The following is a 26,579-nucleotide window of genomic DNA, read 5'->3' on the forward strand; positions in this document are numbered from 1 at the left end:
CCGTAAAGTCGCCGAACAGGGCACCGGCGTCATCCAGCAGGCCGCCAGTGAGATGCGCCAGATCGCCGAGAACATCGAGGGCTCTTCAACGCTGATCGCCCGGCTCGGTGAACGTTCCGAACAGATCACCGCCATCGTCAACACCATCCGCGCGATTGCCGACCAGACCAACCTGCTGGCGCTCAATGCCGCCATCGAGGCCGCCCGGGCCGGGGACCAGGGCCGGGGTTTCGCCGTGGTGGCCGATGAAGTCCGGCAACTGGCGGCGCGCACCAGCGGCTCGACGGCGGAAATCTCCAGCATGATCGACATGATCCAGAACGAAACGCAGCAAGCGATCAAGAGCATGGACGGGACCCGCGAGCGAGCGGCCAAGGGCGTGCAACTGGCGAATCAGGCGGGCACGGTGATCCTGCAGATTCGTGATGGCGCCAGCGATGCAGTGCAGGCGGTGAGCATGTTCGCCGAAGAACGCGGAGCACTCTGAGGGCACATTTTCCCGAGGTCATCAGTGACCTCGGGCCTGGTCCGTGGGGCTATAGTGGCCTGACGTCCCAGCGCCTGGCGGAGGCCATCATGAGTTCCAGCAACACACCGAAAGAAACCACCCCGGTCATCGATCACCTGCGCTTTCACCGCGCCCACGCCCATCTGGCGCCGACCTTCGGCACCGACAGTTTCGCCTTGAAGGCCGAAGCCTTCGCCCGGTTCTTCGGCACCCCGACCTTTCTCGGCGCACAAACCCTGGTGGTGGTGGTCTGGATCGCTCTCAACCTCAGTGGCGTCACCCAGTTCGACGTGTACCCCTTCATCCTCCTGAATCTTGCCTTCAGCCTCCAGGCCGCTTACGCCGCGCCCCTGATTCTCCTGGCCCAGACCCGCCAGGCAGCGCGCGACAAGGCCCAGTCGGATGCCGATGCCCAGCACCGCGAAGCCCTGGCCATTGCCAACAGCGAGCGCCAGGCCCAAGCGGCGCAGACCACCGCGCAACTGATGGAACTGCTGGAGCAGAACACCCGCCTGACGGAAATGACCAAGCAACTGACCGAGCGCATCGAGAACCTCACCAGCGAGATGCATGAACACTTTGTGCGCAAGGAACAACCCAGTGCCTGAACGCCTCAGGGCCAGCGCAAGTGCCGCGCCAATTCGTCGAACAGCGTCACCACCGAACGCAGGGCCCGACAGTCCGGGCGGGTCAGCAACCACAGCGCGGTTTCATGCCCCAGGGGTTCGCTCAGCGCCTCAAGCCCGCCACTGCCGATGAGAAAGTCCGGCAACGCCGCCACACCGAGGCCGGCGCGTACCAACTCGGTCACCGCCAGCATGCTGTTGCAGCGATAACTGGGCTGCACCCCGGGCCATTGCTGGCGACGCCAGACCACGGTGGGGTGATCGGGCAGAAAATCATCCGGGGCGATCCACGCCAGCCGCGACAGATCAGTGCAGTCGACCCGTTGCCGATAGGCCGGGCTGGCGCACACGCGATACGCCACCGCCCCCAGGCAGCGTCCGACCAGATGCTCCGGTGGCGTTGCGGTCAGGCGCACGGCGATATCCGCATCGCGCCGATTGAGGTTGGCGAAATCATTCGAGGTGCACAGCTCGATGACCAGCGCCGGGTAGTTCGCCATGAACTGCGCCAGAGCCGGCAACAGCAAGCCTTGCAACACCGAATCGGTGCAGGTCAGGCGTACCGTGCCGCTGATCACCTCACCGCCCCGGGCCACGCCGATACGCGCCGCCTCCAGGGCTTGCTCCGCCTGTTCGGCCTGCTGCGCCAGGGCCTGGGCCAGGCTGGTAGGCAGGTAGCCGGCGCGGCTCTTGTCGAACAGCTGCTGGCCCAGCCCGGCCTCCAGCCGACGTACGGCGCGAAACACGGTCGAGACATCAACCTTGAGCAAGGCCGCCGCCCGCGCCAGGGAGCCGCCACGAACCAGTGCCAGGATCAGCGACAGGTCGGGATAGTCCAGCTGATAGTGCGTTGCTGCAATGATCATTTGGGGTAGTGCCAATATTGCTTGCGTGGACGCCAATCTATAGTGGCCTCCAGCAACCGACAAGTCAGCGCCGCAACCGGAGAACCCCATGCACCCACGCGCCACAGCAGCCACCATCCGCATTGCCCTGGTGGGGGATTACGACCCGCAAATCACTGCGCATCAGGCCATTCCTCTGGCGCTGCAGCGCGCGGCGCTCGACAGTGCCACCACGCTGGATTATCAGTGGCTGGCGACGGCGGACCTGCACCAGGAACAGGACCTGCAGGGTTTTGACGGCATCTGGTGCGTTCCCGGCAGCCCTTACCGCCATGTCGACGGAGCCCTGCTAGCGATCCGCCTGGCCCGGGAACAGCAGCGGCCCTTTCTTGGCACCTGCGGCGGTTTTCAGCACGCCGTCCTGGAATATGCCCGCAACGTGCTGGGCTGGGCCGACGCCGAACATGGCGAGACCGCGCCCGACGCCGAACGCGCAGTACTCACTCCCCTGGCCTGCGCCCTGGTGGAAGCCCGTGATTCGATTCAATTGCACACCGACAGCCGCATCGCCGAGGCCTACGGTGCCACCCGCATCGAGGAAGGCTATCGCTGCCGCTATGGCATTAACCCGGATTTCGCCAACGCCCTGCTCAGTGGCCCATTGCTCCCCACGGGGCATGACAGTGCCGGCGACCTGCGCGCCATCGAACTGGACGGCCATCCGTTCTTCGTCGCCACCTTGTTCCAGCCCGAGCGCGCCGCCCTCCAGGGGCGCACGCCGCCGCTGGCCAAGGCCTTGCTCAAGGCCTGCCAGGCGTTGCAAGCATGATTGAGCAGACGCCCACCCCGCCCTACTACGCGGTGATCTTCAGCTCCCAGCGCGGCAAAGCCGATCCCGACTACGAGCAGGCGGCCGAACGCATGCTCGAACTGGCCCGCCAGCAGCCGGGGTTTCTCGGGGTCGAATCGGCGCGGGGTGAGGATGGCTTCGGAATCACCGTGTCCTACTGGAGCAGCGAGGCCGCGATCCTGGCCTGGAAGCAGCATGCCGAGCACAGCGCCATCCGCGAACGCGGGCGCGCCGACTGGTACCTGCATTGCCATACCCGGGTGAGCAAGGTCGAACGGGCCTACCGTTTTACGGGCTGAGCAGCGAGCAGCCCCCGAACCGCCCGGGGCGGTCCGGGGGCGCCAACGTCATCAGCCCTGTGCGCTCGACAACAGGCTGCGCACGGCCTGGATTTCCGGCAGGTCGCTGCGGCGCATGTACACCCGCAGCGGCTCGCTGATGTTGATCCGGTCGTCGATGTTCTGATCCAGCAGCAGTTGGATCTGCTCGCGCTTGAGGCTCATGGCCTGATCGGAGACGGGGGCCCAGACAAATTCATGGGCCGGCACTATGGCGTCGTCCGCCACGTCCATGCCGAACGAATCTTCACTGAAACGCACGATGTAGCGGCCGGTCTTGCGATTGAAGCCGACAAAACCCTTGAGCTGGTCGGCAGCCTGGCAGATGAGTTCGGAGGTGATGCTCATGGTAAACCTCACTAGAGTCCCGCAGGACAGGTGATCAATGGTCTACACGCGAGGCAAGGGACAGCGGAGTTTTCAGGGCTTCCCTCTGACGGGGAAACTGCAGGGCCCAAGAGTACTGCAAAGCCGCGAAAAAAAGCGCCGAAAAATGCAAATGAGAGGGATTTATGTCGCTCTGGAGATAGCACAAGCGTCATCCAGTTGCTAAAAGATACCTCCTTGCCTACGCCTCCACGAAAGGATTTCGAGCATGCCAGTGACCTTCACCCCTAGTGCTCTGATGCTGGGCCTGATGCTCGGTTGCGGCCTGGCCCAGGCCTCTGAACAGCTTGACCCAGACGCCCTGGCCGCCCGTCAGGGGATTCCGCAACCGGCGGTGATCGCCCACCGCGGCGCGTCTTTCGACGCCCCCGAGTCCACCGCCGCGGCCTACAGGCTGGCCCGGGACCTGGGCGCCGACTACCTGGAGATGGACCTGCAGCGCAGCAAGGACGGCGTGCTGTTCGCCCTGCACGACAACAACCTGCAACGCACCACCGACGTGGCGCACAAATTCCCCGCGCGCAAGGACAGCCCGGCCAACGCCTTCACCATGGCCGAGCTGAAAACCCTCGACGCCGGCAGCTGGTTCAACCAGGCCCACCCGGACCGCGCGCGACCCGGCTTTGCCGGGCTGAAGATCCTGACCCTGGATGAAATCATCGACATCGCCCAGAGCAATCCCCAGCACAAGCCCGGGCTGTATATCGAGACCAAGGAGCCGCAGCTGTTCCCCGGCATCGAGCACGACCTCAAGGAAAAGCTCCAGGACCGGGGCTGGCTGAGCCCCGCTGGTTCCAAGCTGGCGAAAAGCGAACTGGCGGTGGGCCAGGGCAAGGGCAAGGTGGTGCTGCAGACCTTCGACAAGCACAGCCTGGAACTGCTGCACCAGGAAATGCCCAAGGTGCCGAAAGTGCTGTTGCTGTGGGTCGCTCCCGGCAGCATCGAGCCGGCCTCCGGCCAGACCTTCGCCAGCAGCGGTGAAACCGATAAGGCCGCGTTCTATGCCAGGCAACAGCCCAAGGACCAGGCCGAGTTCAAGCGCTGGGTGGATTTCGCCAAGGCCCGGGGCGCCATCGGCACTGGCCCTTCCGCGGCCCTGAGCGGCGGTGGCGAGCAGAGCTACGCGGACCTGGTGCAACCCTGGATGAACCAGTACACCCACGACCAGGGCCTGCTGGTGCACGTCTACACCATCGACGAGCCGGTGGATTTCCAGAAGGTCATGGACGCCGGGGTCGATGGCATCTTCACCAACCGCAGCGCCGAGCTGCTCAAGTACTTCAAGCGCCCGGCCAGCGCCAACGTGGCGCAACTGCTCGACGCCAGCGGCTACTGAATGCCGGCCTCGGACTGGCGCGGCGAGCTCTGGCTGGGCCGGGACTTTGGCCTGGTCCACGGGGAAATGGGGCCCACCGAGCCCCATGCCCACTATGCCCATCAACTGATCATCGCCCCCGGGCACGCCGTCACGGTGGAGCTTGCGGGCGGGTACCAAAGCGCTCATTACCTGTTGATCCAGGCCTTGCAGCGCCACGCCATCCTCCAGGCTCCCGGCCTGGCCTTCACGGTGTTTGCCGAGCCGCTGCTGATCGCCGCCGACGACTTGCACGCCAGCGTCAGTGGCGCCGAACCTTCGCTGCCCGGCCTGGAAGCGGCCCTGCGCGGTTGCCCGCGCCAGCCCATAGCCGACCCGCGCGTCGCCCGGGCGCTGCGGGCCGTGGATGCCGCCCTGGAAGGCAAGGTGGCCGCCGCGCAACTGGCGGCCCAAGCCAATCTGTCCCTGAGCCAGCTGGAGCGCCTGTTCGCCCGCGACGTCGGTCTGCCAGTACGGCGCCTGGTGCTCTGGCGCCGCCTGCGCCTGGCCATGGCCCTGGTGCTGGAGGGCCAGAACCACACCGCGGCGGCCCACGGTGCCGGGTTCGCCGACAGCGCGCACTTCTCCCGCACCTTGAAGAGCCTGTTCGGCGTCACCGCCAGCCAGGCCCTGAAGCACCTCAAGCCTCGCCTGCTGGACTGACACGCCGGCGCAGGCCCTCGGGCACTTCGGGCTCCGCCCCGTAGCGCTGGGCCCGGAACGGTTCCAGCAGCTGCGGCCAGTAGTCCGCCGGGTAGTCGGCACGGCTGCCGATCCCCAGGTCACCCTGGCGCATGCAATAGCCGTCGCGGTAGAAGGCAGTGCCCAGCAGCCAGTCCCAGAGGTTGAAGAACAGCCCGAAATTCACATCCCCGGCGCGCCCGTACTTCATGTGGTGAAAACGATGCAGCGGCGCCCAGGCAAAGATCCAGCGCAATGGCCCCAGGCGCATGTCGACATTGGAATGCTGCAACAGCAGCTGGATGGCGATGGCCAGGGCCAGCAACTGCGCCACCGGCAGCGGGATGCCCAGCAGCACCAGCGGCAGCAAACCCGCCGAGGCTTCGATCAACTGGTGCAGCGGATGCTTGAGCAAACCGTTGAAGCCATACATGCGCAGCACGCTGTGGTGCACCGCGTGCAAGCGCCAGAGCCAGGCCCGGCGATGGCTGGCGTAATGGGCCAGGGTAATGCCGCAATCGGCGATCACTATCGCCAGCAACAGCTGCCCGCAGAGCGGCCAGCCGTGGGGCCATAGCCCATCGTGGGCCAGCAGCGCCACCAGCCCGGGCAGGGCCAGCAGGCCCAGTGCGTTCAGGCTCTCATTGACCAGGGCATGCAGCATGTCCCGCAGCCGATCAGCCTGGGGGCGGTTCCAGCAAGGCTCATAGGGCAGGCACCACTCCGCCAGGAACGACACGCCCAGCGCCACCACGAACAGCACCAGCAACCCGATCGGCGAGGCCGGTCCCGCGCTCATCCACCCCACCCCGGCACCGATGAATCCACCCCACATCAAGGGTCCGTACAACCACGCAAGCATTCGTTTCATTCGCTGCAGCTCCTGTAGGGGAAAACGGCAGCTTGCAACCCGGCGCCCAGGCCCGGCTTGAACAAACGACGCAAAGAGTGCGCTGAATTAAGGGTGAATTAAGTTGCGCTGGTTAACCTGTGTCCATCGAAAACCATCAACCCAAGGAATCCCACCATGACCAAGCTCCACGCCCTGTTCGCTGCCGCCGCCCTGACCTTGACCGCTGGCCTGGCCCAGGCCGATGTACGTCCGGACCTGATTCCCGGCCTGCTCAAGTCCGGCGCCATCATGGACCTGGAAAAACTCAACCAGGCCGCCCTGGCCCAGCACCCCGGCAGCACCGCCGCCAGCATCACCGACACCGAGCTGGAGCAGACCGCCAGCGGCGCCTACGTCTACCAGGTGGAACTGCGTGACAGCAAAGGCGTGGAGTGGGACGTGGACCTGGATGCCAAGACCGGCAAGGTCCTGAGCAACAAGCAAGACCAGTAACGCGCCATACAGCACAAGGCCGCGCCCCGTTTCGGGAGCGCGGCCTTGTGCGTTGGGCCATCCACCGAGCATTTGCCGATCAATCAGGCAGTGATGCTGAGCTTGGCGTCTGTCCTGGTTGCAGGAATTTGCTCGGTCATCGACCCGCACCACGTGAGAATGATCGTGTATCGGCCGGGTAAGCAGGCCGACACACCCGCCCGCCTCAAGCGCTCAGACGCGCCGTGACCTCGTTCAACTGCCCCGACAGACCATGCAGGTTGCGGCTCGCCGCCTCGGTGCGCTGGACGTTGTCGAGGTTGGTACTGGCAATCGAGGTGATCTCGGTGAGGTTGCGGGAAATGTCCTCGGCCACCGAGGTCTGCTCCTCGGCGGCGGTGGCGATCTGCCGGTTCATGTCGCGGATCGCCTCCACGGCCTCGGTGATACGTTCCAGCATGGCCCCGGCCTCGGTCACTTGCTGCACGCTCTGCTCGCTGCGCGACTGGCCGCTCTCGATGGCCTGGGCAGCATCCACCGCGCCGGTCTGCACGCTCTGGATGATCTGGTTGATCTCGGTGATCGACGCCGCGGTGCGCTGCGCCAGGCTGCGCACCTCGTCGGCAACCACGGCAAAACCACGCCCGGCCTCACCGGCCCGGGCCGCTTCGATGGCGGCGTTGAGCGCCAGCAGGTTGGTCTGCTCAGCAATGCCCTGGATCACTTCCAGGACCTTGCCGATGCGCCCGCTGTCGGCTTCCAGGCGGCGGATCACGGTGGCGGTGTTGGCGATCTCGCCACGCATCTGGGTGATGCTGTGGATGGTGCTCTGCATCACCTGCTCGCCCTGCTGCGCCGACTGGTCGGCATCGTCCGCGGCACGCGCGGCGTCGGCGGCGTGGCGTGCCACTTCCTGGGCGGTGGCGGACATTTCGTTCATCGCCGTGGCCACCTGATCGGTGCGGCTGAACTGTTCATTGGTGCCCTGGGACATCAGCGTGGCAATGGCATTGAGCTCGCCGCTGGAGGTGTCCAGGTCCGAAGCGCTGCGCTGCAGGCTGTTGAAGGTCTGGGCCAGGAAATCCCGCAGGGTATTGGCCGCCATCGCCAGCTTGCCCAGTTCATCCTGGCGCTCGCTGGCCACCCGCTGGGCCAACTGGCCGCGGCTGAGCTGGGCGACGTAGTCGATCAACTGGCGGATCGGCTCCACCAGGCTGCGGTTGACCAGCCACAGGCTGAGCAGGCCGATCAGCAGGCCGGACACCAGCATCACCAGGATCCCCATCCACACCGTACGGTCGGCCGCCGTGCTGATCTCGCGGGATTGCTGTTCGCCGTGCTTGCGCAACTCGGTCACCAACTCGCTCATCTGCTCGCTGGTAGCCCGGTCCACGCCTTTCACCGCGGCGTCACCGGCGCTCGGGTCGGCACCGCCGGCCACGTAGGCATCGCGGCCCTTCTGATAGGCCGAACCCAACTGTCGATGCTCATCCGCCAGACGCTGCACCCGACTCTTGAGAGAAGCCTCCAGCCCGGGAGTCTGGGCCAACTGGCCGAGGATGTTCTGCACATCGCGCTGGCGGTCTTCGAACTGCTGCCAGTACTTGTTCAATTCCTGGGGCTGCTTGCCACGCAGCAGCACGTTCTTCCACTCCTGGACCTGGCTCTTGAACTGCAGGTTGGCCTCGTCGATCAGCTGCGAACTGCGCAGCGGACCGTCGATCAGCTCGCGGTAGCTCTGCACGCCACCGGACAGCAAGTGAAAACACGCCAGGGCGATCAACAGCATCGCCAGCAGGCTACCGCTCAGCAGGGCAAGAATTTGCGCTCTCAGGGATTTTTGCAAAAACATCGAGAAGATCTCATGGCAGGGATAGAGCAAGCCCAGTCAAGGGCATGCGTAGGTCCGAACTTCCCTGTCAGGAGCACTCGACGAGGGTCGAATGCGTATTGCATGTGAGCGTGATCGGCATCCGCGCGGCATTCTTGAGCGCCGCCGACCACTGGTATGGCGCCCTGGATTGTGCACGCGAAAACGTCACAAAACTGTCAAAAAGCCTTGCCATGATGGGGCCCAAGTGAACCTGAAAAACCCGCACCAGGCACTGCTCCCCCCTGTGAGACTCCATGAACCACAGCCTCGACCAGAGTCACCGCGACGCCGATCTGTTTGGCCTGCTCTACGGTTTCAGCTTCCGCCCCGGCGAACGTGGCCGCGAACTGGATTCAGCCAAGGCCCTGCAAGCCCTGCAACACCCCCAGGACACCGATGAATTCCTCTGGCTGCACCTGAACCTGGCCCACGCCGCGTGCGAGCGCTGGATGAAGGCCCACCTGCAACTGCCCGAGGAGTTTTTCGAGGCCTTGCACGAAGGCTCACGCTCGACCCGCATCGAACACGTCGACTCGGCCCTGCTGGCGGTGGTCAACGACGTGGTGTTCAACTTCAGCAGCATGGTCTCCTCGGACATCTCCACCCTCTGGGTCTGTGCGCGCGGCAACCTGATCATCAGCGCGCGCCTGCAACCCCTGCACTCGGTGGACAAGCTGCGCTCCTCGGTGAAGGCCGGCGAACGCTTTCGCTCGCCCCTGGAACTGCTGGTGCACCTGCTGCGCGACCAGGGCGAGGTGCTGACCCAGATCGTGCGCAAGACCAGCCTCAGCGTCGACCAGATCGAGGACCAGCTCCTGGCCGCCCGGGTTTCCAGCAACCGTGCCGAACTGGGGGCCATGCGCCGGGTGCTGGTGCGCCTGCAGCGCCTGCTGGCCCTGGAACCGGGCTCCCTGCTGCGCCTGCTCAACCGCCCGCCGCAATGGCTGCAGAAGGACGACGTCAAGGAGCTGCGCAAATCCACCGAAGAGTTCGCCCTGATCATCAACGACCTCACGGCCCTGGGCGAACGGATCAAACTGCTGCAGGAAGAAATTGCCGCCAACCTCAACGAGCAGACCAACCGCACCCTGTTCACCCTGACCGTGGTCACCGTGCTGGCCCTGCCGATCAACATCATTGCCGGTTTTTTCGGCATGAACGTCGGCGGCATTCCGTTCTCCGGCGACCCGGAGGGCTTCTGGATCCTAGTGGCGCTGGTGGCCACCTTCACCCTGATCGCCGGGCGCTGGGCGTTCCGCAAGCGCCAGGACTACTGAATCACCGGCGCCTACGGGATGGCGCAATGAGCATGAGCACGATGGCGGTGCGGGCTGGATCGGATCAACGGAACGGCTCAATCGCGCAAACACTGATCTGAGGCAGTCTACCTGTAACATTTGGCAACGATCATGGGCGGCACTCCTTTCCAGCAACAGGATTGTCCAGCAATGGCCACCCCGTCCCTGACTGCCACCTCCTCCAGCCTCGACAGCAAACCGCAACTGGATAAAAAACCCGGTGCCTTCACCCTGGTGATCTTCTTCGCCGTGCTGGCCATGGGCTTGTTGTTCACCGCCTACAGCCTGGTGCACGACATGCACGAGCTGGGCACCACCGTCACCACCTGGACCCCGTTCCTGCTGTTGGGCGTGGCGCTGCTGATCGCCCTGGGCTTCGAGTTCGTCAACGGTTTCCACGACACCGCCAACGCCGTGGCCACGGTGATCTACACCCACTCGCTGCCGCCGCAGTTCGCGGTGGTCTGGTCCGGCCTGTTCAACTTCCTCGGGGTGCTGCTGTCCAGCGGCGCGGTGGCCTTCGGCATCATCGCCCTGCTGCCGGTGGAGCTGATCCTGCAAGTGGGCTCCTCCGCCGGCTTCGCCATGATCTTCGCCCTGCTGATCGCCGCCATCCTGTGGAACCTCGGCACCTGGTGGCTGGGGCTGCCGGCCTCCTCGTCCCACACCCTGATCGGCTCGATCATCGGCGTCGGCGTGGCCAACGCGCTGATGCACGGCCGCGACGGCACCAGCGGCGTGGACTGGAGCCAGGCCACCAAGGTCGGCTACGCGCTGTTGTTCTCGCCGCTGATCGGCTTCGTGTTCGCCGCCCTGCTGCTGTTGGCCCTGCGCCTGTTCGTCAAGAACCGCGCCCTGTACAAGGCGCCCAAGGGCGACGCGCCGCCACCGTGGTGGATTCGCGGCCTGCTGATCCTGACCTGCACCGGGGTGTCCTTCGCCCACGGCTCCAACGACGGCCAGAAAGGCATGGGCCTGATCATGCTGATCCTGGTGGGCACCCTGCCCATGGCCTACGCGCTGAACCGCACCATGCCCGCCGACCAGTCGCTGCAGTTCGCCGCAGTGGCCGAAGTCACCCAGCAGGCCCTGATCAAGAGCGCCCCGCAACCGGCGCCGGCCGATCCTCGCGCGGTGCTCTCGGAGTACATGCGCAGCAAGCAAGCGACACCGGAACTGATCCCCGCGCTGGCCGCCCTGACCGGCGCCATCGGCACTGAAGTGAAGGGCTACGGCTCGCTGGCCAAGGTGCCCGCCGAAGCCATGGGCAACGTGCGCAACGACATGTACCTGACCAGCGAAGCGATCCGCCTGATGGACAAGCACCAGGTCGGCCACTTCGACCAGGACACCCGGGACAAGCTGCAGCTGTTCAAGCAGCAGATCGACAACGCCACCCGCTTCATTCCGCTGTGGGTGAAGATCGCCGTGGCCATCGCCCTCGGCCTGGGCACCATGGTCGGCTGGAAGCGCATCGTGGTGACCGTCGGCGAGAAGATCGGCAAGACCCACCTGACCTATGCCCAGGGCGCCTCGGCGGAAACCGTGGCGATGCTGACCATCGGCGCGGCGGACCTGTTCGGCCTCCCGGTGTCGACCACCCACGTCTTGTCGTCGGGGGTGGCCGGGACCATGGTGGCCAACGGCGGCGGGTTGCAGATGCGCACCATCCGCAACCTGGCCATGGCCTGGGTCCTGACCTTGCCGGCGGCGATCCTGCTGTCGGGCAGCCTGTACTGGCTGTTCACCCAACTGTTCTGATCAGCCACCGCCTGCGCCGTCGCCCGCTCAGCCCACGGCGGGCAGGCGGCGGTGCAAGCGAGCGGCGAGCCCAGCCTGCAAGGCAAACGCCAGGACCCCGGTCAGTGGCGCGGAAAAACTCGCCAGGCCGCCCCCCGCCCACATCAGCATCAGGCCCAGGGCCGTGCCGCCGAACCAGGCCGTCAGCCCCACCGGGTTGAAGGCCGCCACGCGATCGAGCGCCGCGCCGTCGGTACGCCCCAGCAGGATCTGCGCCAGGGCCACGCCGACCCAGGCCACCACGAAGATCCCCTGATAGGCCAGGGCCTTGAGCAGGTAGGCGAACACATCCGCCAGCATCAGGCCGTAGACGATGATGCCCACGGCCACCGCCCACATCAGGTAGGAACCGCGCAAGCCGAAGCGGGCGAAGAACGCCTGCATGTTCAGGGTCGCCAGGTAGTAGTTGGCGGTGTTGATCCGGGTCTGGGTGGCCCAGACGAACAACAGGCCCCACAACCCCATCAACTGCAGGATGGCCATCACCACCGAGACTTCATTGAGCGCGCCCTCATGGGGAATGCTGCTTACCAGGTAGATCCCCGCCGCGCCGTTGAGCAAAAAGGTCACCGCGTAGAACGGCATGCCGAAGTTCCAGCGACCGTGGTAGGCGGCGTCTTCGGGCTTGCCGAAGCGCGCGTAGTCGAAGGTGAACAGCATCAGGATCCACACCCCCATGTAGGCCACGAAGCAATCCCACCAGCCGCTACCACTCGGGCTCGCCGGGCCGAAATCCAGCCATTGCGGCTGGTAGCCATAACGCGCGATCGACAGGCCCACGGCGAACAACAAGCCCCCCAGGTACACCGGCAGCAGCACGCCGTTGAGCTTGTCCAGCCAGTGCTGCACGCTGCCCAGGATCAGCGGCACGCTGTACAGCACCACCAGCAGGGCCGCCAGCGGGTACAGCAATTGCGGGTACAGGTGATTGAGCGCCACGGCGATCACCGAACCCTCGAACACCGCGTAATAGATCGCCGTGGAGAAAAAGATCAGGGTCGCCAGGCAAGCCCCGGTGCTGCCGAACAGCAACCGCGAGAACAGCGCCACCGAGAGCCCGCTGCGCATGGCGAAGCGGCTGAGCACGCTGTTGATCAGGCCATAACTGAGCACCGACAGGAGCATGCCGATCAAGGCATTGCGGGTGCCGTAGGACAAGGCCAGAGAGGCGCCGACCACGATGTAGAACATCGCGCTGCACACCGCCCACCAGGCCATGGTCAGGGACAGTCGGCCCATGCGTGCATCGCTGGGAAGGGCCTCGTTGGCCGGGGTCTGCCCGGTTTGATTCGCTTGCGATAAAGCTGCCATGTGCGTGAACTCCAGAACCGATCAAGGGTTGAAGCGCGGGCAGCCGTCACCGCACCGAAGTGCGGCGTTGGCGTACCGTTTGGCATGGCCCGCGCGATGCGGCGGGCAGAATCAGGAAGGAAACAGTTTGCTCAGACAGCTGAGCTTTTTCTTGTAGGAGCGCCGAGCCTCCAGCGCTTCCTCCAGGGTCACCGCGACAAAGCGGGCCTTCTGGTTGGGCTGCATCTGGCCGATCAGGTCAAGGTCGGCGCTGATCACCGTGCCGATCATGGCGTACCCGCCACCGGACACCGCGTCCCGGTGCAGGACAATGGGCTCCAGCCCCGCCGGCACCTGGATCGAGCCGATCGGGTAGCAGCTGTCGACGATGTTCGAAGGGTCGGAACCGGCGCCGAACGGCTGCTCCCGGGGCTGGAAGCTCAAGGCGCTGCCACCCTTGAAGCGATAGCCGATGCGGTCCGCCTCCGAGCCCACGGTCCAGGGTTCGGCAAAGAAGCTGGCCTTGGCCGCGTCGCTCAAGCGTTCGTAGTACAGGCCCGGCACCACCCGCAGGGTGATTTCGCCGCCCAGGGACTGGCGCAGCGCCATGGGCAGGCTAGCGCCCGGGCGGCTCTTGCCGCTGGCGACGCCCACTGGCAGTTCATCCCCAACCGCCAGGCGCCGGCCCTGGAAACCACCCAGGGCGCCCAGGGCGTAAGTCGAGCGGCTGCCCAATACCAGCGGCACATCGATGCCACCGGCCACCGCCAGATAGGCTCGGGCCCCGGCCTTGGGAAAGTCGAAGCGCAGCACTTGCCCGGCCTTGACCGCAAAGGCGGTGTCCAGGTGCATGTCCACGCCATCGAGCTTGGGGGTCATGTGCGCGCCGCAGACCGCCACCAGGGCGTCGGCGCTGAACGCAAGTTCCGGCCCGAGCAATGTGCATTCCAGCCCGGCCGCGCCTGCCGGGTTGCCCACCAACTGGTTGGCCGCGCTCAGGGCGTACTGGTCCAGGGCCCCGGACGGCGGAATCCCCAGGTGATAGAAACCTTCGCGACCCAAGTCCTGCACCGATGTGGCCAGGCCCGGTTTGATGACCTTGATCATGCCAGCACCTCCTGCAGCGATTTGGGATAGCCGACCGGGTCGGCAAGAAAGGCATCCAGGGAAAACTCCACCTCGCGGATGCGCAGGTCGAAGCGCCCGGCCTCGACCTCGGCCACCGCCAGGTCATAGGCCTCGCGGTCGATGGGCTTGAACTGCACGATGTCCCCCGGACGGAAGAACACCATGTGCGCCTTGAGGTAGGCCAGTTGCTGCTGCGGGTCGTAGATCGGCGCCGGCGTGACGCCGAACATCTGGTAGCCGCCGGCGCCACGCACCGAGTAGATGCAGCCGAAACAGCCACCGTGGCCCAGGGTCAGCTTTGGCGTATCCGTGCGCGGCCGCAGGTACTTGGGCACCTGCAACTGCCGCTGGCGCTCGACCATCTGGAACATGAACGGCAGCCCGGCGACGAAGCCCACCATGGAGACGAACCAGGGCGCACCGCTGTGGGCGGCAATGAAGGCCTCGACGTCGGCCAGGCCGTTGATCCGCGCCGCGTACTCAAGGTCGGTGACGCTGGGGTCCTGGTGCCGGTCGCGAAAGCGCATCAGGGTTTCATGGGTCCAGGGGTCGTTGTACAGCACCGGGATCTCGATGATCCGGGTGTGCAGGCTGCGCTCGGCCACCGCTCCGGCCTCGGCCTGCTGCACCGCCTGCAGCAGGTCTTGCGGGGCGATGCGGTCCGGGTCGAAACGGATCTGGAACGAGGCATTGGCCAGGCACACATCCAGCACCCCGTCCAATTCCAGGCGCTGCACGGCGCGGGTCACCGCCATGCCCTTGAAGAAGGCTTCCAGGGACATGCTGTCGCTGACTTCGGCGAACAGGTGCTCGTCGGCACCAAAGCTGTAGCGAATCGGCTGGCTCATGCGACACCTCCGGCGCGGCGCGCGGCCAGCCAGGTTTCCAGGGTTCCGGTGTGAAAATCGGCCTGCTGCAACCAGGGTTCGGCCAGCAGTTCACCGTGCAGCGACAAGGTACTGGCCATGCCGGTCAGGGTGGTCTCTTGCACCGCCCGCCGCGCCCGCGCCAGGGCCTCGTCGCGATCAGCACCGTGAACGATCAGCTTGGCCAGCAGCGAGTCGTAATAAGGCGGCACAGCATAGCCCGGGTACAGATGGCTATCGACCCGCACTCCCGGCCCTTGCGGCCAGATCAGTTGCTCGACCTGGCCCGGGCTGGGGAAGAAATCCCGTGCCGGGTCTTCGGCATTCAGGCGCATCTGCAAGGCCGCGCCGTTGAGCGGGATGTCGCTCTGGCGCAACCCCAGGGGCTCGCCCCCAGCAATGCGCAACATGGCCTGGACCAGGTCGATACCGGTGATCAGCTCGCTGATGGGGTGCTCGACCTGGATCCGCGTGTTCATCTCGATGAAGAAGAACTCGCCGGTGCTGTCGTCATACAGGTACTCCAGGGTGCCGGCGCCCTGGTAACCCAAGGCTTGGGTCAGGCGCACGGCGCTGCTGCACAACTGCTCACGCTGCGCGGCGCTGAGCACCGGCGACGGCGCTTCCTCGAAGATCTTCTGCCGCCGCCGTTGCAGCGAGCACTCGCGCTCGAACAGGTGCACCGCGTGCTGGCCATCGCCCAATACCTGGACTTCGATATGCCGCGCACGGCCGATGAAACGCTCCAGGTACACCGCGCCATTGCCGAACGCGGTCTGGGCTTCGCGTTGCGCCCGCGGGAACTCCTCGGCCAATTGCGCAGCGTCCTGGGCCAGGCGGATCCCGCGCCCGCCACCACCGGCACTGGCCTTGATCAACAACGGAAAGCCCACGCTTTCAGCGGCCTTGAGCGCGGCGTCCAGGTCGAAGAGTTCGCCTGGGGAGCCCGGTACCACCGGCACCCCGGCCGCCTGCGCGGTGCGCCGGGCTTCGGCCTTGTCGCCCATGCGGCGGATGGTCTCGGCGCTGGGCCCGACGAAAATCGCCCCGGCCTCGACCACCGCCTCAGCGAAACCGGCGTTTTCGGAAAGAAAGCCATAGCCCGGGTGCACCGCGTTGGCACCGCTGGCCTGCAAGGCCGCGAGCAGGGCCTGGACATTCAGGTAGCTCTTGTCGGCCCGAGCCGGACCGATGATCTGCACTTCATCGGCCATACGCGCGGCCATGGAGTCGGCATCCGCCTCGCTGCACGCGGCAACCGTGGGAATGCCCAGGGCCTTGGCCGCACGAATGATGCGCACGGCGATCTCGCCACGGTTGGCCACCAGCAACTTCTTGATTGCTTGAGTCATGCCCCGGCCCTCACTGCTTGAGCGTCGCGATGACCTGACCCGGTTCCACCGGATCACCGTCCTGCACCGCAAAGGCGCTGACCTGGCCCGCGCTCCCGGCGGTCAGTTCGGAAAACTGCTTCATGACTTCGATCAGGCCGATCACGGTATCGGCGCTGACGAGGTCGCCGACCTCGACGAAAGGCGCCGATTCAGGGGTGGCCTTGCGATAGAAGGTGCCCGGCAAGGGGGTGATAACACTGTGTTCGGCCATGTCTGTTCCTTTTGGAATAGTTGTAGAAAGGCAGGCAAAAATTCAAAACCCGGGTGAGGCCCGCGTCTGTGCGCGGTGCTTCTTGTCGATGTGCTTACTCTCGATGCGCTCAGCGCGGTGCGCGCACCTCAATGCCGGCCTGGTCCAGCGCGGTGCGGGTCGCCTCGACCAAGTCCAGGGCGCCCGGGGTGTCGCTGTGCAGGCAGATGGAGTCGAACTCGATGGCCAGCTCCTCGCCTTCGACGGTGCGCACCAGGCCGGTCTGGCAGGCGCGCAGCACCTTGGCCGCCACGGCGGCCGGGTCCAGGGCGCGGACATTGCGGGTGAACACGATGGAGCCGCTGAGGTCGTAGTCGCGGTCGGCGTAGAACTCGCGGATCACCGGCTGCCCCAGTTCCCGGGCCACGTGCCAGATCACCGAGTTGGGCATGCAATACAGCAGCAGCTCGGGCTCCAGTTTGCGCAGGTTTTCCACCAGCAGACGCGCCGCCTCCTCGTCCCGGGCCAAATGCATGTAGAGCGCGCCGTGGGGCTTGATGTGTTGCAGCTTCACGCCTTGTACCCGGGCCATTTCACGCAGAGCGCCGAGCTGATAGAGCATGTCGTCCACCAGCTCCTGGGCCGGGGCATTGATGTGCCGGCGACCGAAACCCACCAGGTCGCGAAACCCCGGGTGAGCGCCGATGGCCACCCCCAGGCGCTTGGCCTGCTCGATGGTGCGGCGCATGGTGCCGGGGTCGCCGGCATGGAAGCCGGTGGCGATATTGGCCGAACTGATAAAGCCCATCAGCTCGTTGTCGACGCCATCGCCGATGGTCCAGGGGCCGAAGCTCTCGCCCATGTCCGAATTGAAATCCACTGCCTGCATCACTATTGCTCCAACTCTTGTGACTTCGTGCAACGGAAATTAGAGCGGCCTTGACCCCTTGGGAAGATCTATTATCAGATAGAGCTTCTTCTGAAAAACAGATAAATCTATCGAGCAGCGTTGTGTTTGACGGCAACGGCGTTCGCACGATCGCTTTCGCCGGCAAGCCGGCTCCTACAGGGCAAGGGGGGAATGGGCCATGTCGTTGACCTTGCGCCAGGTGCGCTACTTCGTGGCTACGGCTGAGATCGGGCAGATCTCCCAGGCGGCGATTCACTTGAACATTTCGCAGTCGGCGGTGACCACGGCGATCAAGGAACTGGAGGCCATGCTGGCGGTGCAGTTGTTCGTGCGCTCGGCCCAGGGCATGAGCCTGACCGATGCCGGGCGGCACTTTCTCAACCGCGCCTATGTGATTCTGCGCAGCGTCGAAGATGCGCTGAACAGCCCGTTGCCGGATGACCGGGCCAGCGGCGTGCTGCACCTGGCAGCCAGCTACACGGTGATTGGCTACTTCCTGCCGCACCACTTGCAACGCCTGGAGCACTGGCACCCGGACGTCACCATCGAGCTGCATGAACAGGAACGCCAGGCCATCGAACAAGGCTTGCTGGAAGGCCGCTTCGACATGGCGGTGGTGCTCACCGCCAACCTGACCCACCCGGACATCGTCTCGCAGACCCTGTTCAACTCCGAGCGCCGGCTGTGGCTGCCGGCCCACCATCCGCTGTGCGAGCGCACCAGCATCAGCCTGGCGGACGTGGCCCAGGAGCCGTTCATCCTGCTCACCGTCGACGAAGCCGAACAGAGCGCCATGCGCTATTGGGAACAGGCCGGCCAGCAGCCCAACGTGCGGGTGCGCACCAGCTCGGTGGAGGCGGTGCGCAGCATGGTGGCCAACGGCAGCGGCGTGGCAATTCTTTCGGACCTGGTGCACCGGCCCTGGTCCCTGGAGGGCAAGCGCATCGAGACCCTGAGCCTGAGCGACGCGGTCACGCCGATGAGCGTGGGGCTGGCCTGGCATCGCGAACGCACCTTCACCCCGGCGATGCAGGCCTTGCGTGCCTACTTCCACGACGCCTTCCTCGCACCCCAGCAACTCTCGGCCCGGCGCTGAGCCTCTTGCGCCCCCTGCTGTAGATGCCGCCTTGCCCGTTACCGGGCAAGACGGCATCTACAGGGCTGATTCAGGGGCAGGTCCAGCGTTGCGCGGCGGCGGCGATCTGCCCGGCCAACTGGGCGATGGCCTGCTGGTGGGCCTGCACCAGGCTGCTCAGTTCAACACCCGCCGGCTGACGGATCTGGCTGCTGCAGGTCAGGCTGCGGGCCGGGCCGCCCTCGCCCCGCAGGCGCAGGCTCCAGACCACATCGATCAGCGCATAGCGACCGGGCAGCGATTCGAAACGCCGTACATCGGTCTGCAATGACAGCACCGGGCGCCCGGGCTGCTTGGGCAACCCTTCAAGGTTGCGGGTGCCGAGCTTCTGCTCCATCTGGCTGGCCAGGGCATCGTGGAACTCATCCACCAGCGGCGCGCTCCAGCGCTGGGTTTCGAGAATCGCCAGGGTGCCGCTGTCCTGGCGTACCACCAGTTGCGGCTGGTCCACCTGCACCGGAATGCGCACCGTGGACATTTCGAACTGCGGCCCGCCAGCGCGGGCCGCGCCGCTGCCTTCGGCGACCGGTGGCAGCAGGGTGTAGTAATGGGTAGGCGCGGAGCTGCAAGCGGCCAGCCCCAGGGTCAGGCAGAGCAACAGGGCACGGGTTTTCATGGCTGGGCTTCCGGTACGGATTCGCGAACAGAGGAGGATGGCGACGAGTAGGCATCCGGTTGGTTGTCTTTGAGGCGCCCGCGGATCAGCGCTTCAGGATGACGCCCGAGGAAGTCGGTGAGGACCCGCACCGAACGCGCGGTGCGCTGCACTTCTTCCATGGCCTGGCCGAGTTTCTGGCGCTGTGGCGAATCCTCGGAGAAACTCTCGTTGGCGCTGGCCAGGGTCTTCTTCGACTGTTCCAGGGTGTCGCGCATCTGCGGCAGCACTTCGCCGTTGACCTGCTTCAGGGTCTTCTGCATTTCCACCAGGCTGCCGTTGAGGTTGGCGGCGATGGCGTCGATCGGCAGCTTGCTGATCTTGTCGACCACGGCCTGCAATTGTTCCTGCAACTTGTCCATGCTGCCCGGGATGGTCGGGATCTCCAGCGGCCGCGCCGTAGGGTCATAGGCCACCGGCTTGGCGTTGGCGACAAAGTCCAGGGAGATGTACAGCTGGCCGGTCAGCAGGTTGCCGCTGCGGGGCTGAGCGCGCAGGCCGTTCTTGACGAAGGCGCCGATCAGCTTGGCCGAGCGCCCGTCGTCTTCGCCGCCGGTCTGCTTCACCAGTTTTTCATGGGCCTTGCCCAGGCGCTCGGGATAGATCACCGCGCCGACCAGGGTCGGGAAATACTTGCGCTGTTCGTCGTAGTCCAGGTCCATGGACACCACCTTGCCGATGTTCACCCCGAGGAACTCCACCGGGGCATTGATCGACAGCCCGCGCAGGGCCTGGTCGAAACGCATGCGGATGTAATACGGCGCGCCGTCCGGCGGGGCCAGGGCGGTGTCCTGGTCGCCGAACAGGGTGTACTCGGCGTTCTCTTCGGCCGGCTGGGCATTGGGGCTGTACTTGGGCTCGACGAAGGCAATGCCGCCAGCGAGGATCGACGACACCGACTCGGTGTTGACCTTCAGGCCGTTGGCGCCGAGGGTCACGTCGACGCCGCTGGCGTTCCAGAAGCGGCTGTCGGTGGTGACGTATTTGTCGTTGGGCGCGTTGACGAAGATCTTCACGTCCACGCCCTTGCCGCTGTTGGCCAACTGGTAGGACACCACCTGCCCCACCTCGATGCGCCGGTAATAGACCGGCGAGCCGATGTCCAGCGAACCCAGGTCATCGGTGTGCAGGGTGAAGCGCTTGCCCTTCTGCCCGTAGGTGATGGGCGGCGGGGTTTCCAGGCCCTTGAAGCTGTCCTTGCGCTTTTCCGACTTGCCGGCGTCGGCGCCGATAAAGGCCCCGGAAAGCAGAGTGTCGACCCCGGAAATGCCGTTGGCGCCGATCCGCGGACGCACCACCCAGAACATCGAGTCGTCGGCGGTGAAGGGTTCGGCGGACTGGTCCAGCTCAACCTTGGCCAACACCTTCTTGCGGTCGTCGCTCAAGGCGATGGAGGTCACCTTGCCGATTACCACGTTCTTGTACTTGACCTGGGTCTTGTTGGCTTCCAGGCCCTCGGCGGTCTGGAAGCTGATGGTGATTTCCGGCCCCGCCGATAGGGATTTGTGTACCACCATCGACAGCCCCACCAGGGCCGCGACGATCGGCACCAGCCACACCAGCGAGACGTTGAAGCGCCGCGTGCGCAGCGCCGGGGCGCCAGGAGCGGGCAGCGGATTGTGTGCGTTGGAACCTGGATGTTCAGACATCTTCAACCTCTGCGTCCCAGATAAGCCGGGGATCGAAACTCATGGCGGCCAACATCGTCAGCACCACCACCAAACCAAAAAACAGAATGCCCATGCGCGGATCGATCGAGCTCAGGGCACGAAACTGCACCAGCGCCGCCACCAGGGCCACCACCAGCACGTCGAGCATCGACCAGTAGCCGATCAGCTCGATGAAGCGATACAGCTTGGCGCGCTCGCGCTGGGCCCAGAGGCTGCGGCGCTGGCAGGTCACCAGCAGGGTGCCGAGGACAAAGAACTTGCTGCAGGGCACCACCACGCTGGCAATGAAGATCAGCAGGGCGATGTCCCAGGAACCGTGTCTCCAGAACTCCACCACGCCGCTCATGATGGTGTTTTCACTGGCGCTGCCAAAGATGCTGGTGTGCATCACCGGCAGCAGGTTGGCCGGGATGTAGAAGATCAGGCTGGCCAGGAGAAAGGCCCAGGTGCGCGCCAGGCTGTTGGGCTTGCGCGCATGCACCACGGAGTCGCAGCGCGGGCAGCGGTGCTCGAAGTCCTGGCAGACCTGGCCGCAGGTGTGGCACAGCATCAGTTGGTAATCCCGGGCGTAGGGCGGCGCACTCATCAGTAGCGGCCCTCCAGGTCATCCCAGAGGTAGCGGATGTCCTTGCCGGAAATCAGGATGATCAGCACCGTGAGCATCGCCAGGGCCCACAGCCCCATCCCCGGATGCACATCGAGCATGCCCGCCAGCTTGACGATGGCCACCAGGATGCCCAGCAGGCACACCTCGAGCATGCTCCAGGGGCGCAGGTGTTCCAGGGCGCGCATGCTGGCCTTGAAGCCCGGCGCCGCGCGGCCGACGTTGGCAAAGCCTAGCACCCAGCACAGCAGGATGATCTGCAGGCACGGCGCGAGAATGATGGTCAGGCCGGTGATCGCGGCAATCAGGCTGATGCGGCCCTGGGCCAGGGCCTCGACCGATTGCCAGAGGGTCGCCTCGTTGCTCAGGCCTTCGAGGCTGATCTTGATCACCGGAAACAGGTTGGCGAAGACGAACAACACCCCGGCGGTGATCGACAGGGCGAACAGCTGCTGCACGCTCAGGTGGCGGGCGCGGGCCAGCACCGCGCCACAGCGTGAGCACTGGGCCGTCTGGCCCTTGCCGAGCGGCACGGATTCGTACAGCGAATCGCAGTGTTCGCAGATGATCCAGTTGCGGGAAATAGTCATGGTCTTCAGATAGTCGGGAGGGCGGCAGGTTCAGTGTCTCGAACCTGCTGGCGCATATTTTCAGAAAAACACCAGGACAGTGTCCAGTTTTGTCTGCTGCATCGCCGCCGGTGTCTACGCCATGATAGGCGCCCCGGAGATTTTCGCCGCCCGCCACCGGAGGCGGTCAATCCCGGAGCGCCCTCCCGTTCAATGGACCAGGCGCGTTTGCAGCCACTTGTCCCGCAGCACGTCGTAGGCCCAGTGGTAGAGGTAGGTGTAGGGCAGGAAGAACAACAACACGCCGATGTCGAGGAGGAAGGCCTGCAACAGGCTGATATCCAGCCACCAGGCAATCAGCGGCACACAGAAAGCCACCAGCCCGCCCTCGAACAGCAAGGCATGCAGGACCCGGGTCCTGGCATTGTGTTCAAGCCCCAGACGCTTGAGCAAACGATCGAACAGACCGTTGAACAGCACGTTCCAGCCCAGGGCCAGAAGGCCGATGGCGAGGGTCACCAGGCCCATGTCGGCCATGGGCTTGTCCATGATCCAGGACAGCAGCGGAGTACAGATCGACACCGCCAGCAGCTCAAAGGCTACCGCCTGGAAAATACGTTCGTTAAGGGATTTAGGCAGGCTCATTGCCGTACTCCTGGAGTGAATGTGCTGGCGATCTTCCAGGACCAGGTCGATACTTCATAATCAATAACCATCGATCAAGGCGATAGTTCATGGCCTCACATGAAGTGCTGCTGGCGTTCGTCCAGGCCGCCACCCAGGGCTCCTTTTCCGCTGCCGCACGCAAGCTGGGCAAGAGCCAGTCCACCATCAGCGCAGCCGTGGCGAGCCTGGAAATCGACCTCGATGTCCAGCTGTTCGACCGCACCAGCCGCAAGCCCGGCCTGACCCCGGCCGGGCATGTGCTGCTGCGGCGCGCCGAGGAAATCCTCGCCGCCACCAGCCGCCTGGAAATGGCCGCCGGCCAGTTTTCCCGAGGCATAGAGGCGAAACTGACCGTGGCCTTGTCCGACACGTACCAGTCGGACCGTTTTGAAAGCAGCCTGAGCGCCTTCGAGCAGCGTTACCCGGACCTTGAACTGGAATGCCTGATTGCCGAATGCGAGGACCTGATTGCCCTGGTGCAAAGCGGCCGGGCGCAGATCGCCTTTGCCGAGATGAAGGCCGACTACCCCGCGGACCTGGAGCACAAGACCATGGAGGAGCGCGGTGAAATATCGCTCTTCGTGGCCTGCAAGCACCCCCTGGCGCAACTGGAACACGTGGACGAGGAAAGCCTGCGCCAGCACCGCGAATTGCGCCTGGCGACCGTGCTCAACCCCTACGAAATCCGCAGCCAGGGCCGGGTCTGGTCGGCGCCCAGCTACCTGATGCTGCTGGAGATGGCCCAGGGCGGCTTTGGCTGGGCGCCCCTGCCGCGCTGGCTGGTGGAAGGGTTCGGCGCGGGCAAGTTGCAGGAGCTGCAGGTCCGCGGCTGGCCGCGCACCGTGGCGGTGGACGCGCTCTGGTCACGCCTGCATCCGCCGGGGCCGGCAGGCAGCTGGTTACTGGCGCGGATGCTGCAATGACTGCACTCACCGGCTCCTGAGTCGCCCGCCTCTACAAGGCATCGAGCTGGGCCAGGCGCTGTTCGAGAAAACGCCGCTCGGGGCTTTGGCGGGCCAGGGCCAAGGCGCGTTGGTAGGCTTCGCGCGCGGCGGCGATGCGCCCCAGTTGCCGGCAGAAATCGGCCCGCGCGGCATGGGCCAGGTGGTAATCCTGCAAGTCGCCGCGGTCCAGGATGGCTTCCACTTGCTCCAGCCCGGCAGCCGGCCCATCGCGCTTGGCCAGGGCCACGGCACGGTTGAGTTGGATCACCGGTGAAGGCTGCAAGCGCAGCAGGATGTCATACAGACCGACAATCTGCGCCCAGTCGGTCTGTTCGGCACTCGCGGCCTCGGCATGCACCGCGGCAATCGCCGCCTGCAGGCAATAAGGCCCCGCGTGCCCGCTGCGCAGGCCGCGTTCCACCAGGGCGCAACCTTCCTTGATCAAGTCCTGCTGCCACAACGAACGGTCCTGCTCGTCCAGCAGGATCAACTCGCCAGTGGCAGAGATCCGCGCCGTGCGCCGTGACTCGTGCAACAGCATCAGCGCCAGCAGGCCCATCACCTCCGCCTCGGGCAACAGTTCCAGCAGCAGGTAGCCCAGGCGGATGGCTTCACGGGTCAGCTCATCTCGGGTCAGCTCGGCGCCCATGGAGGCCGAGTAACCCTCGTTGAATACCAGGTAGATCACCCGCAGCACGCTCTCCAGGCGCTCGGGCAATTCACTCAATTGCGGCACCTGATAGGGAATCCCGGCGTCGCGGATCTTCGCCTTGGCGCGCACGATGCGCTGGGCGATGGTGGCCGGGGTGACCAGGAAGGCCCGGGCGATTTCCTCGGTGCTCAGGTCGCAGATCTCGCGCAGGGTCAACGGCACCTGGGCATCCGCCGCCAATGCCGGGTGGCAGCAGGTGAAGATCAGGCGCAAGCGGTCATCCTGCACATCCTCGACGCTCCAGTCGCCCTGTTCGAGCTGCTCCAACTGGCTGAGCAGCGCCGCCTGGGAAGCCGCGAAGCGCGCCCGTCGGCGCAGGGCGTCGATCGCCTTGAAGCGGCCGACGGACACCAGCCAAGCCCGTGGGTTGTCGGGCACGCCAGCGTCCTGCCAGCGTTCGACGGCCACGAAGAAGGCCTCGTGCAGCGCCTCCTCGGCCAGGTCGAAATCCCCCAGCAGGCGGATCAGGGTGGCGAGGATCCGCCGCGACTGCTCGCGGTAGACCTGCGCCACCCGCGCCGTTACCGCCTCCCGGGCTTGCTCGGCCATCAGTCCGGCAGGCCCTGGGTCACCAGGGCCACCAGACGCTCCAGGCTCTGCCCCCAACCGTCATGAAAACCCATGGCTTCGTGAGCCTTGCGGTCGGCTTCGCTCCAGTGCATGGCACGGGCGGTATAGAGGGTCTTGTTGCCCTGCTCCTCGAAGGTCACATGCGCCGTCATGAACGGCTTGCCCGAAGGAATCCAGCCCGGCAGGTAGGCATCGGTAAACACCAGCCGCGACGGGGCGTCGATCTCCAGGAACACCCCCATGGTCGGGTATTCACTGCCATCCGGGGCGCGCATCAGGGTACGAAACTGGCCGCCGACCCACAGGTCCATTTCACACTCCGGGGTGGTCATGCCATGGGGCCCCCACCATTGCACCAGCAAGGCCGGCTCGGTCCAGGCGCGAAACACCGTGTTGCGCGGCGCGTCGATCAAGCGGCTGATCGACAATTCATGCTCGGCGGGCCTGTGGCCTGCGGTTTGGAAAGTCATCGCGAAACTCCTGTTTAAGGGGGATCAGGGATTCAATTCACGTACCGGACGCACTTCGACGCTGCCGACCCGGGCGGCCGGAATATGCCCGGCGACCTGGATCGCTTCATTCAGGTCCCGGGCCTCGATCAGGTAGAAACCGGCCAGCTGTTCCTTGGTTTCAGCGAACGGGCCGTCGGTGATCGACAGCTTGCCGCCGCGCATGCGCACCGTGGTGGCGCACTGCACCGATTGCAGCGCCTCGGCGGCGAGCATCCGCCCACTGCCCTGCACCGACTCGGCATAGGCCAGGCATTCGGCGTCCTCGGGACTGTCGGGCAGGCTGTGCAGCAAGCGCTCGTCGCTGTAGACCAGGCATAGGTATTTCATGGGCACCTCCGGACTCGGGCTGAGCAACTATGGTCGCTGTTTTGCACTTTGGCGAACCGCTCGCTGTTCAGGGTTGCAGGTCGAACAGGGTGGTCCCGGTGAGCATGTCGAACGGCGCCGACCAGTGCTCGTGCACCACCTGCCACTGGCCGTCGCGACGTTGATAGGCCGCGCTGACACGCATCCAGCAGGCCTTGGTCACGCCCTCGGCGTCGGTGCCGCCGCAATGGGCCAGCCAGTGGGCGAAGGCCAAGTCTTCGGTGGCCCGCACCTGCAGTTGGTGGAACTCGAAAATGCCCGGGCCGGGGCAGACCTGCATGCACGCCTCCCAATGCGCGCGGTAGGCGGCCTTGCCCTTGAACTGCAAGGCCCCGACTGCGTCGAAGGAGGTGATGTCATCGGCGTAATAGCTGACGATGCGCTCGATATCCCGGGCCACCACTGCCTGCTGCCAATGGTCGATCAGGCTGCGCACCTGCGCTTCGTTGGATGGATTGAGCATGGCGAAACTCCTCAAGAGTGAATTCAACCGCGGTTAAACAGCCCCAGCACC

The 26,579-nt window shown here is 65.3% G+C and carries 29 protein-coding genes and 1 pseudogene; 11 read left to right on the plus strand and 19 right to left on the minus strand.

What is annotated here, in order from left to right:
• Positions 1–46 precede the first annotated feature (46 nt).
• A pseudogene (locus LXM55_RS32645) lies at positions 47–487 on the plus strand (methyl-accepting chemotaxis protein); the annotation flags it as partial.
• Positions 488–576: 89 nt separating this feature from the next.
• Complete coding sequence (locus LXM55_RS10255) at positions 577–1,116, plus strand: DUF1003 domain-containing protein (RefSeq protein ID WP_233320267.1); 540 nt, start codon at positions 577–579, stop codon at positions 1,114–1,116.
• A gap of 5 nt (positions 1,117–1,121) precedes the next feature.
• Here LXM55_RS10255 and LXM55_RS10260 read toward each other — a convergent pair whose 3' ends face one another.
• A complete protein-coding gene (locus LXM55_RS10260) occupies positions 1,122–2,000 on the minus strand; it encodes a LysR family transcriptional regulator (protein ID WP_233320268.1) in 879 nt (292 codons plus the stop codon).
• Positions 2,001–2,088: 88 nt separating this feature from the next.
• Between LXM55_RS10260 and LXM55_RS10265 the strand changes: the two genes are divergently transcribed.
• Positions 2,089–2,808, plus strand: coding sequence for a CTP synthase C-terminal region-related (seleno)protein (locus tag LXM55_RS10265; protein ID WP_233320269.1), 720 nt, complete (start codon positions 2,089–2,091; stop codon positions 2,806–2,808).
• A complete protein-coding gene (locus tag LXM55_RS10270; protein ID WP_233320270.1) occupies positions 2,805–3,128 on the plus strand; it encodes an antibiotic biosynthesis monooxygenase family protein in 324 nt (107 codons plus the stop codon). The genes LXM55_RS10265 and LXM55_RS10270 overlap by 4 nt, the downstream gene beginning before the upstream one ends.
• Positions 3,129–3,179: 51 nt before the next feature.
• Here LXM55_RS10270 and LXM55_RS10275 read toward each other — a convergent pair whose 3' ends face one another.
• Positions 3,180–3,515 carry a DUF2025 family protein gene (locus LXM55_RS10275; RefSeq protein ID WP_233320271.1) on the minus strand — a complete coding sequence of 112 codons (336 nt, stop codon included), beginning with the start codon at positions 3,513–3,515 and terminating at the stop codon, positions 3,180–3,182.
• Between the two features lie 247 nt (positions 3,516–3,762).
• Here LXM55_RS10275 and LXM55_RS10280 point away from each other — a divergent pair, with 247 nt between their 5' ends.
• Both LXM55_RS10280 and LXM55_RS10285 read left to right on the plus strand, forming a co-directional pair.
• Complete coding sequence (locus tag LXM55_RS10280) at positions 3,763–4,890, plus strand: glycerophosphodiester phosphodiesterase (protein ID WP_233320272.1); 1,128 nt, start codon at positions 3,763–3,765, stop codon at positions 4,888–4,890.
• Entirely contained in the window at positions 4,891–5,571 is a 681-nt protein-coding gene (locus LXM55_RS10285) for a helix-turn-helix domain-containing protein (protein WP_233320273.1), read from the plus strand.
• Here LXM55_RS10285 and LXM55_RS10290 read toward each other — a convergent pair.
• Complete coding sequence (locus LXM55_RS10290; protein ID WP_233320274.1) at positions 5,549–6,460, minus strand: sterol desaturase family protein; 912 nt, start codon at positions 6,458–6,460, stop codon at positions 5,549–5,551. The genes LXM55_RS10285 and LXM55_RS10290 overlap by 23 nt on opposite strands.
• Positions 6,461–6,616: 156 nt before the next feature.
• On the opposite strand from LXM55_RS10290, the gene LXM55_RS10295 reads away from it, so the two are divergent.
• Positions 6,617–6,934, plus strand: a complete 318-nt coding sequence (locus LXM55_RS10295; protein WP_233320275.1) for a PepSY domain-containing protein — start codon at positions 6,617–6,619, stop codon at positions 6,932–6,934.
• 205 nt (positions 6,935–7,139) lie between these two features.
• Here the strand turns inward: LXM55_RS10295 and LXM55_RS10300 are convergent, their stop codons facing one another.
• Positions 7,140–8,765 carry a methyl-accepting chemotaxis protein gene (locus LXM55_RS10300; RefSeq protein WP_233320276.1) on the minus strand — a complete coding sequence of 542 codons (1,626 nt, stop codon included), beginning with the start codon at positions 8,763–8,765 and terminating at the stop codon, positions 7,140–7,142.
• A 275-nt stretch (positions 8,766–9,040) separates the two neighbouring features.
• Here LXM55_RS10300 and LXM55_RS10305 point away from each other — a divergent pair, with 275 nt between their 5' ends.
• Together LXM55_RS10305 and LXM55_RS10310 are read left to right on the plus strand one after the other, a co-directional pair.
• Positions 9,041–10,063 (plus strand): transporter, encoded by a 1,023-nt coding sequence (locus tag LXM55_RS10305; protein WP_233320277.1) that lies wholly within the window; start codon positions 9,041–9,043, stop codon positions 10,061–10,063.
• Positions 10,064–10,234: 171 nt separating this feature from the next.
• A complete protein-coding gene (locus LXM55_RS10310) occupies positions 10,235–11,845 on the plus strand; it encodes an inorganic phosphate transporter (protein ID WP_233320278.1) in 1,611 nt (536 codons plus the stop codon).
• 27 nt (positions 11,846–11,872) lie between these two features.
• Here the strand turns inward: LXM55_RS10310 and LXM55_RS10315 are convergent, their stop codons facing one another.
• From LXM55_RS10315 to LXM55_RS10340, 6 genes are all read right to left on the minus strand, one after another.
• Positions 11,873–13,195: a purine-cytosine permease family protein gene (locus tag LXM55_RS10315; protein ID WP_233320279.1), complete on the minus strand. Its 1,323-nt coding sequence runs from the start codon at positions 13,193–13,195 to the stop codon at positions 11,873–11,875.
• A gap of 111 nt (positions 13,196–13,306) precedes the next feature.
• Positions 13,307–14,281 carry a biotin-dependent carboxyltransferase family protein gene (locus tag LXM55_RS10320; protein ID WP_233320280.1) on the minus strand — a complete coding sequence of 325 codons (975 nt, stop codon included), beginning with the start codon at positions 14,279–14,281 and terminating at the stop codon, positions 13,307–13,309.
• Positions 14,278–15,150: a 5-oxoprolinase subunit B family protein gene (locus LXM55_RS10325; protein WP_233320281.1), complete on the minus strand. Its 873-nt coding sequence runs from the start codon at positions 15,148–15,150 to the stop codon at positions 14,278–14,280. Before LXM55_RS10325 ends, LXM55_RS10320 begins: the two co-directional genes overlap by 4 nt.
• Positions 15,147–16,520: an acetyl-CoA carboxylase biotin carboxylase subunit gene (locus tag LXM55_RS10330; protein WP_233320282.1), complete on the minus strand. Its 1,374-nt coding sequence runs from the start codon at positions 16,518–16,520 to the stop codon at positions 15,147–15,149. Before LXM55_RS10330 ends, LXM55_RS10325 begins: the two co-directional genes overlap by 4 nt.
• A gap of 10 nt (positions 16,521–16,530) precedes the next feature.
• Positions 16,531–16,773, minus strand: a complete 243-nt coding sequence (locus LXM55_RS10335) for an acetyl-CoA carboxylase (RefSeq protein WP_233320283.1) — start codon at positions 16,771–16,773, stop codon at positions 16,531–16,533.
• Positions 16,774–16,882: 109 nt separating this feature from the next.
• The gene (locus LXM55_RS10340; protein WP_233320284.1) at positions 16,883–17,641 is read right to left on the minus strand and encodes a 5-oxoprolinase subunit PxpA; all 759 of its coding nucleotides are present in this window, start codon (positions 17,639–17,641) and stop codon (positions 16,883–16,885) included.
• 199 nt (positions 17,642–17,840) lie between these two features.
• On the opposite strand from LXM55_RS10340, the gene LXM55_RS10345 reads away from it, so the two are divergent.
• Entirely contained in the window at positions 17,841–18,758 is a 918-nt protein-coding gene (locus LXM55_RS10345) for a LysR family transcriptional regulator (RefSeq protein WP_233320285.1), read from the plus strand.
• Positions 18,759–18,828: 70 nt separating this feature from the next.
• Here the strand turns inward: LXM55_RS10345 and LXM55_RS10350 are convergent, their stop codons facing one another.
• From LXM55_RS10350 to LXM55_RS10370, 5 genes are all read right to left on the minus strand, one after another.
• Positions 18,829–19,413, minus strand: coding sequence for a PqiC family protein (locus LXM55_RS10350; RefSeq protein WP_233320286.1), 585 nt, complete (start codon positions 19,411–19,413; stop codon positions 18,829–18,831).
• Positions 19,410–21,101 carry a PqiB family protein gene (locus LXM55_RS10355; RefSeq protein ID WP_233320287.1) on the minus strand — a complete coding sequence of 564 codons (1,692 nt, stop codon included), beginning with the start codon at positions 21,099–21,101 and terminating at the stop codon, positions 19,410–19,412. Before LXM55_RS10355 ends, LXM55_RS10350 begins: the two co-directional genes overlap by 4 nt.
• The gene (locus tag LXM55_RS10360; protein ID WP_233320288.1) at positions 21,094–21,708 is read right to left on the minus strand and encodes a paraquat-inducible protein A; all 615 of its coding nucleotides are present in this window, start codon (positions 21,706–21,708) and stop codon (positions 21,094–21,096) included. The genes LXM55_RS10355 and LXM55_RS10360 overlap by 8 nt, the downstream gene beginning before the upstream one ends.
• Positions 21,708–22,316: a paraquat-inducible protein A gene (locus LXM55_RS10365; RefSeq protein ID WP_233320289.1), complete on the minus strand. Its 609-nt coding sequence runs from the start codon at positions 22,314–22,316 to the stop codon at positions 21,708–21,710. Before LXM55_RS10365 ends, LXM55_RS10360 begins: the two co-directional genes overlap by 1 nt.
• Before the next feature lie 189 nt (positions 22,317–22,505).
• The gene (locus tag LXM55_RS10370) at positions 22,506–22,940 is read right to left on the minus strand and encodes a multidrug/biocide efflux PACE transporter (protein ID WP_233320290.1); all 435 of its coding nucleotides are present in this window, start codon (positions 22,938–22,940) and stop codon (positions 22,506–22,508) included.
• Positions 22,941–23,029: 89 nt separating this feature from the next.
• Between LXM55_RS10370 and LXM55_RS10375 the strand changes: the two genes are divergently transcribed.
• Entirely contained in the window at positions 23,030–23,884 is an 855-nt protein-coding gene (locus tag LXM55_RS10375) for a LysR family transcriptional regulator (protein WP_233320291.1), read from the plus strand.
• Positions 23,885–23,915: 31 nt separating this feature from the next.
• Here LXM55_RS10375 and LXM55_RS10380 read toward each other — a convergent pair whose 3' ends face one another.
• From LXM55_RS10380 to LXM55_RS10395, 4 genes are all read right to left on the minus strand, one after another.
• Positions 23,916–25,166, minus strand: coding sequence for an RNA polymerase sigma factor (locus tag LXM55_RS10380; protein WP_233320292.1), 1,251 nt, complete (start codon positions 25,164–25,166; stop codon positions 23,916–23,918).
• A complete protein-coding gene (locus tag LXM55_RS10385; RefSeq protein ID WP_233320293.1) occupies positions 25,166–25,657 on the minus strand; it encodes an SRPBCC family protein in 492 nt (163 codons plus the stop codon). Before LXM55_RS10385 ends, LXM55_RS10380 begins: the two co-directional genes overlap by 1 nt.
• A 24-nt stretch (positions 25,658–25,681) precedes the next feature.
• Entirely contained in the window at positions 25,682–26,026 is a 345-nt protein-coding gene (locus tag LXM55_RS10390) for a YciI family protein (protein WP_016968142.1), read from the minus strand.
• Positions 26,027–26,093: 67 nt separating this feature from the next.
• Positions 26,094–26,528 carry a YybH family protein gene (locus tag LXM55_RS10395; RefSeq protein WP_233320294.1) on the minus strand — a complete coding sequence of 145 codons (435 nt, stop codon included), beginning with the start codon at positions 26,526–26,528 and terminating at the stop codon, positions 26,094–26,096.
• Between the last annotated feature and the right edge of the window lie 51 nt (positions 26,529–26,579).

The sequence above is a fragment of the Pseudomonas sp. Au-Pse12 genome (assembly GCF_021341665.1).
GTDB lineage: Bacteria > Pseudomonadota > Gammaproteobacteria > Pseudomonadales > Pseudomonadaceae > Aquipseudomonas.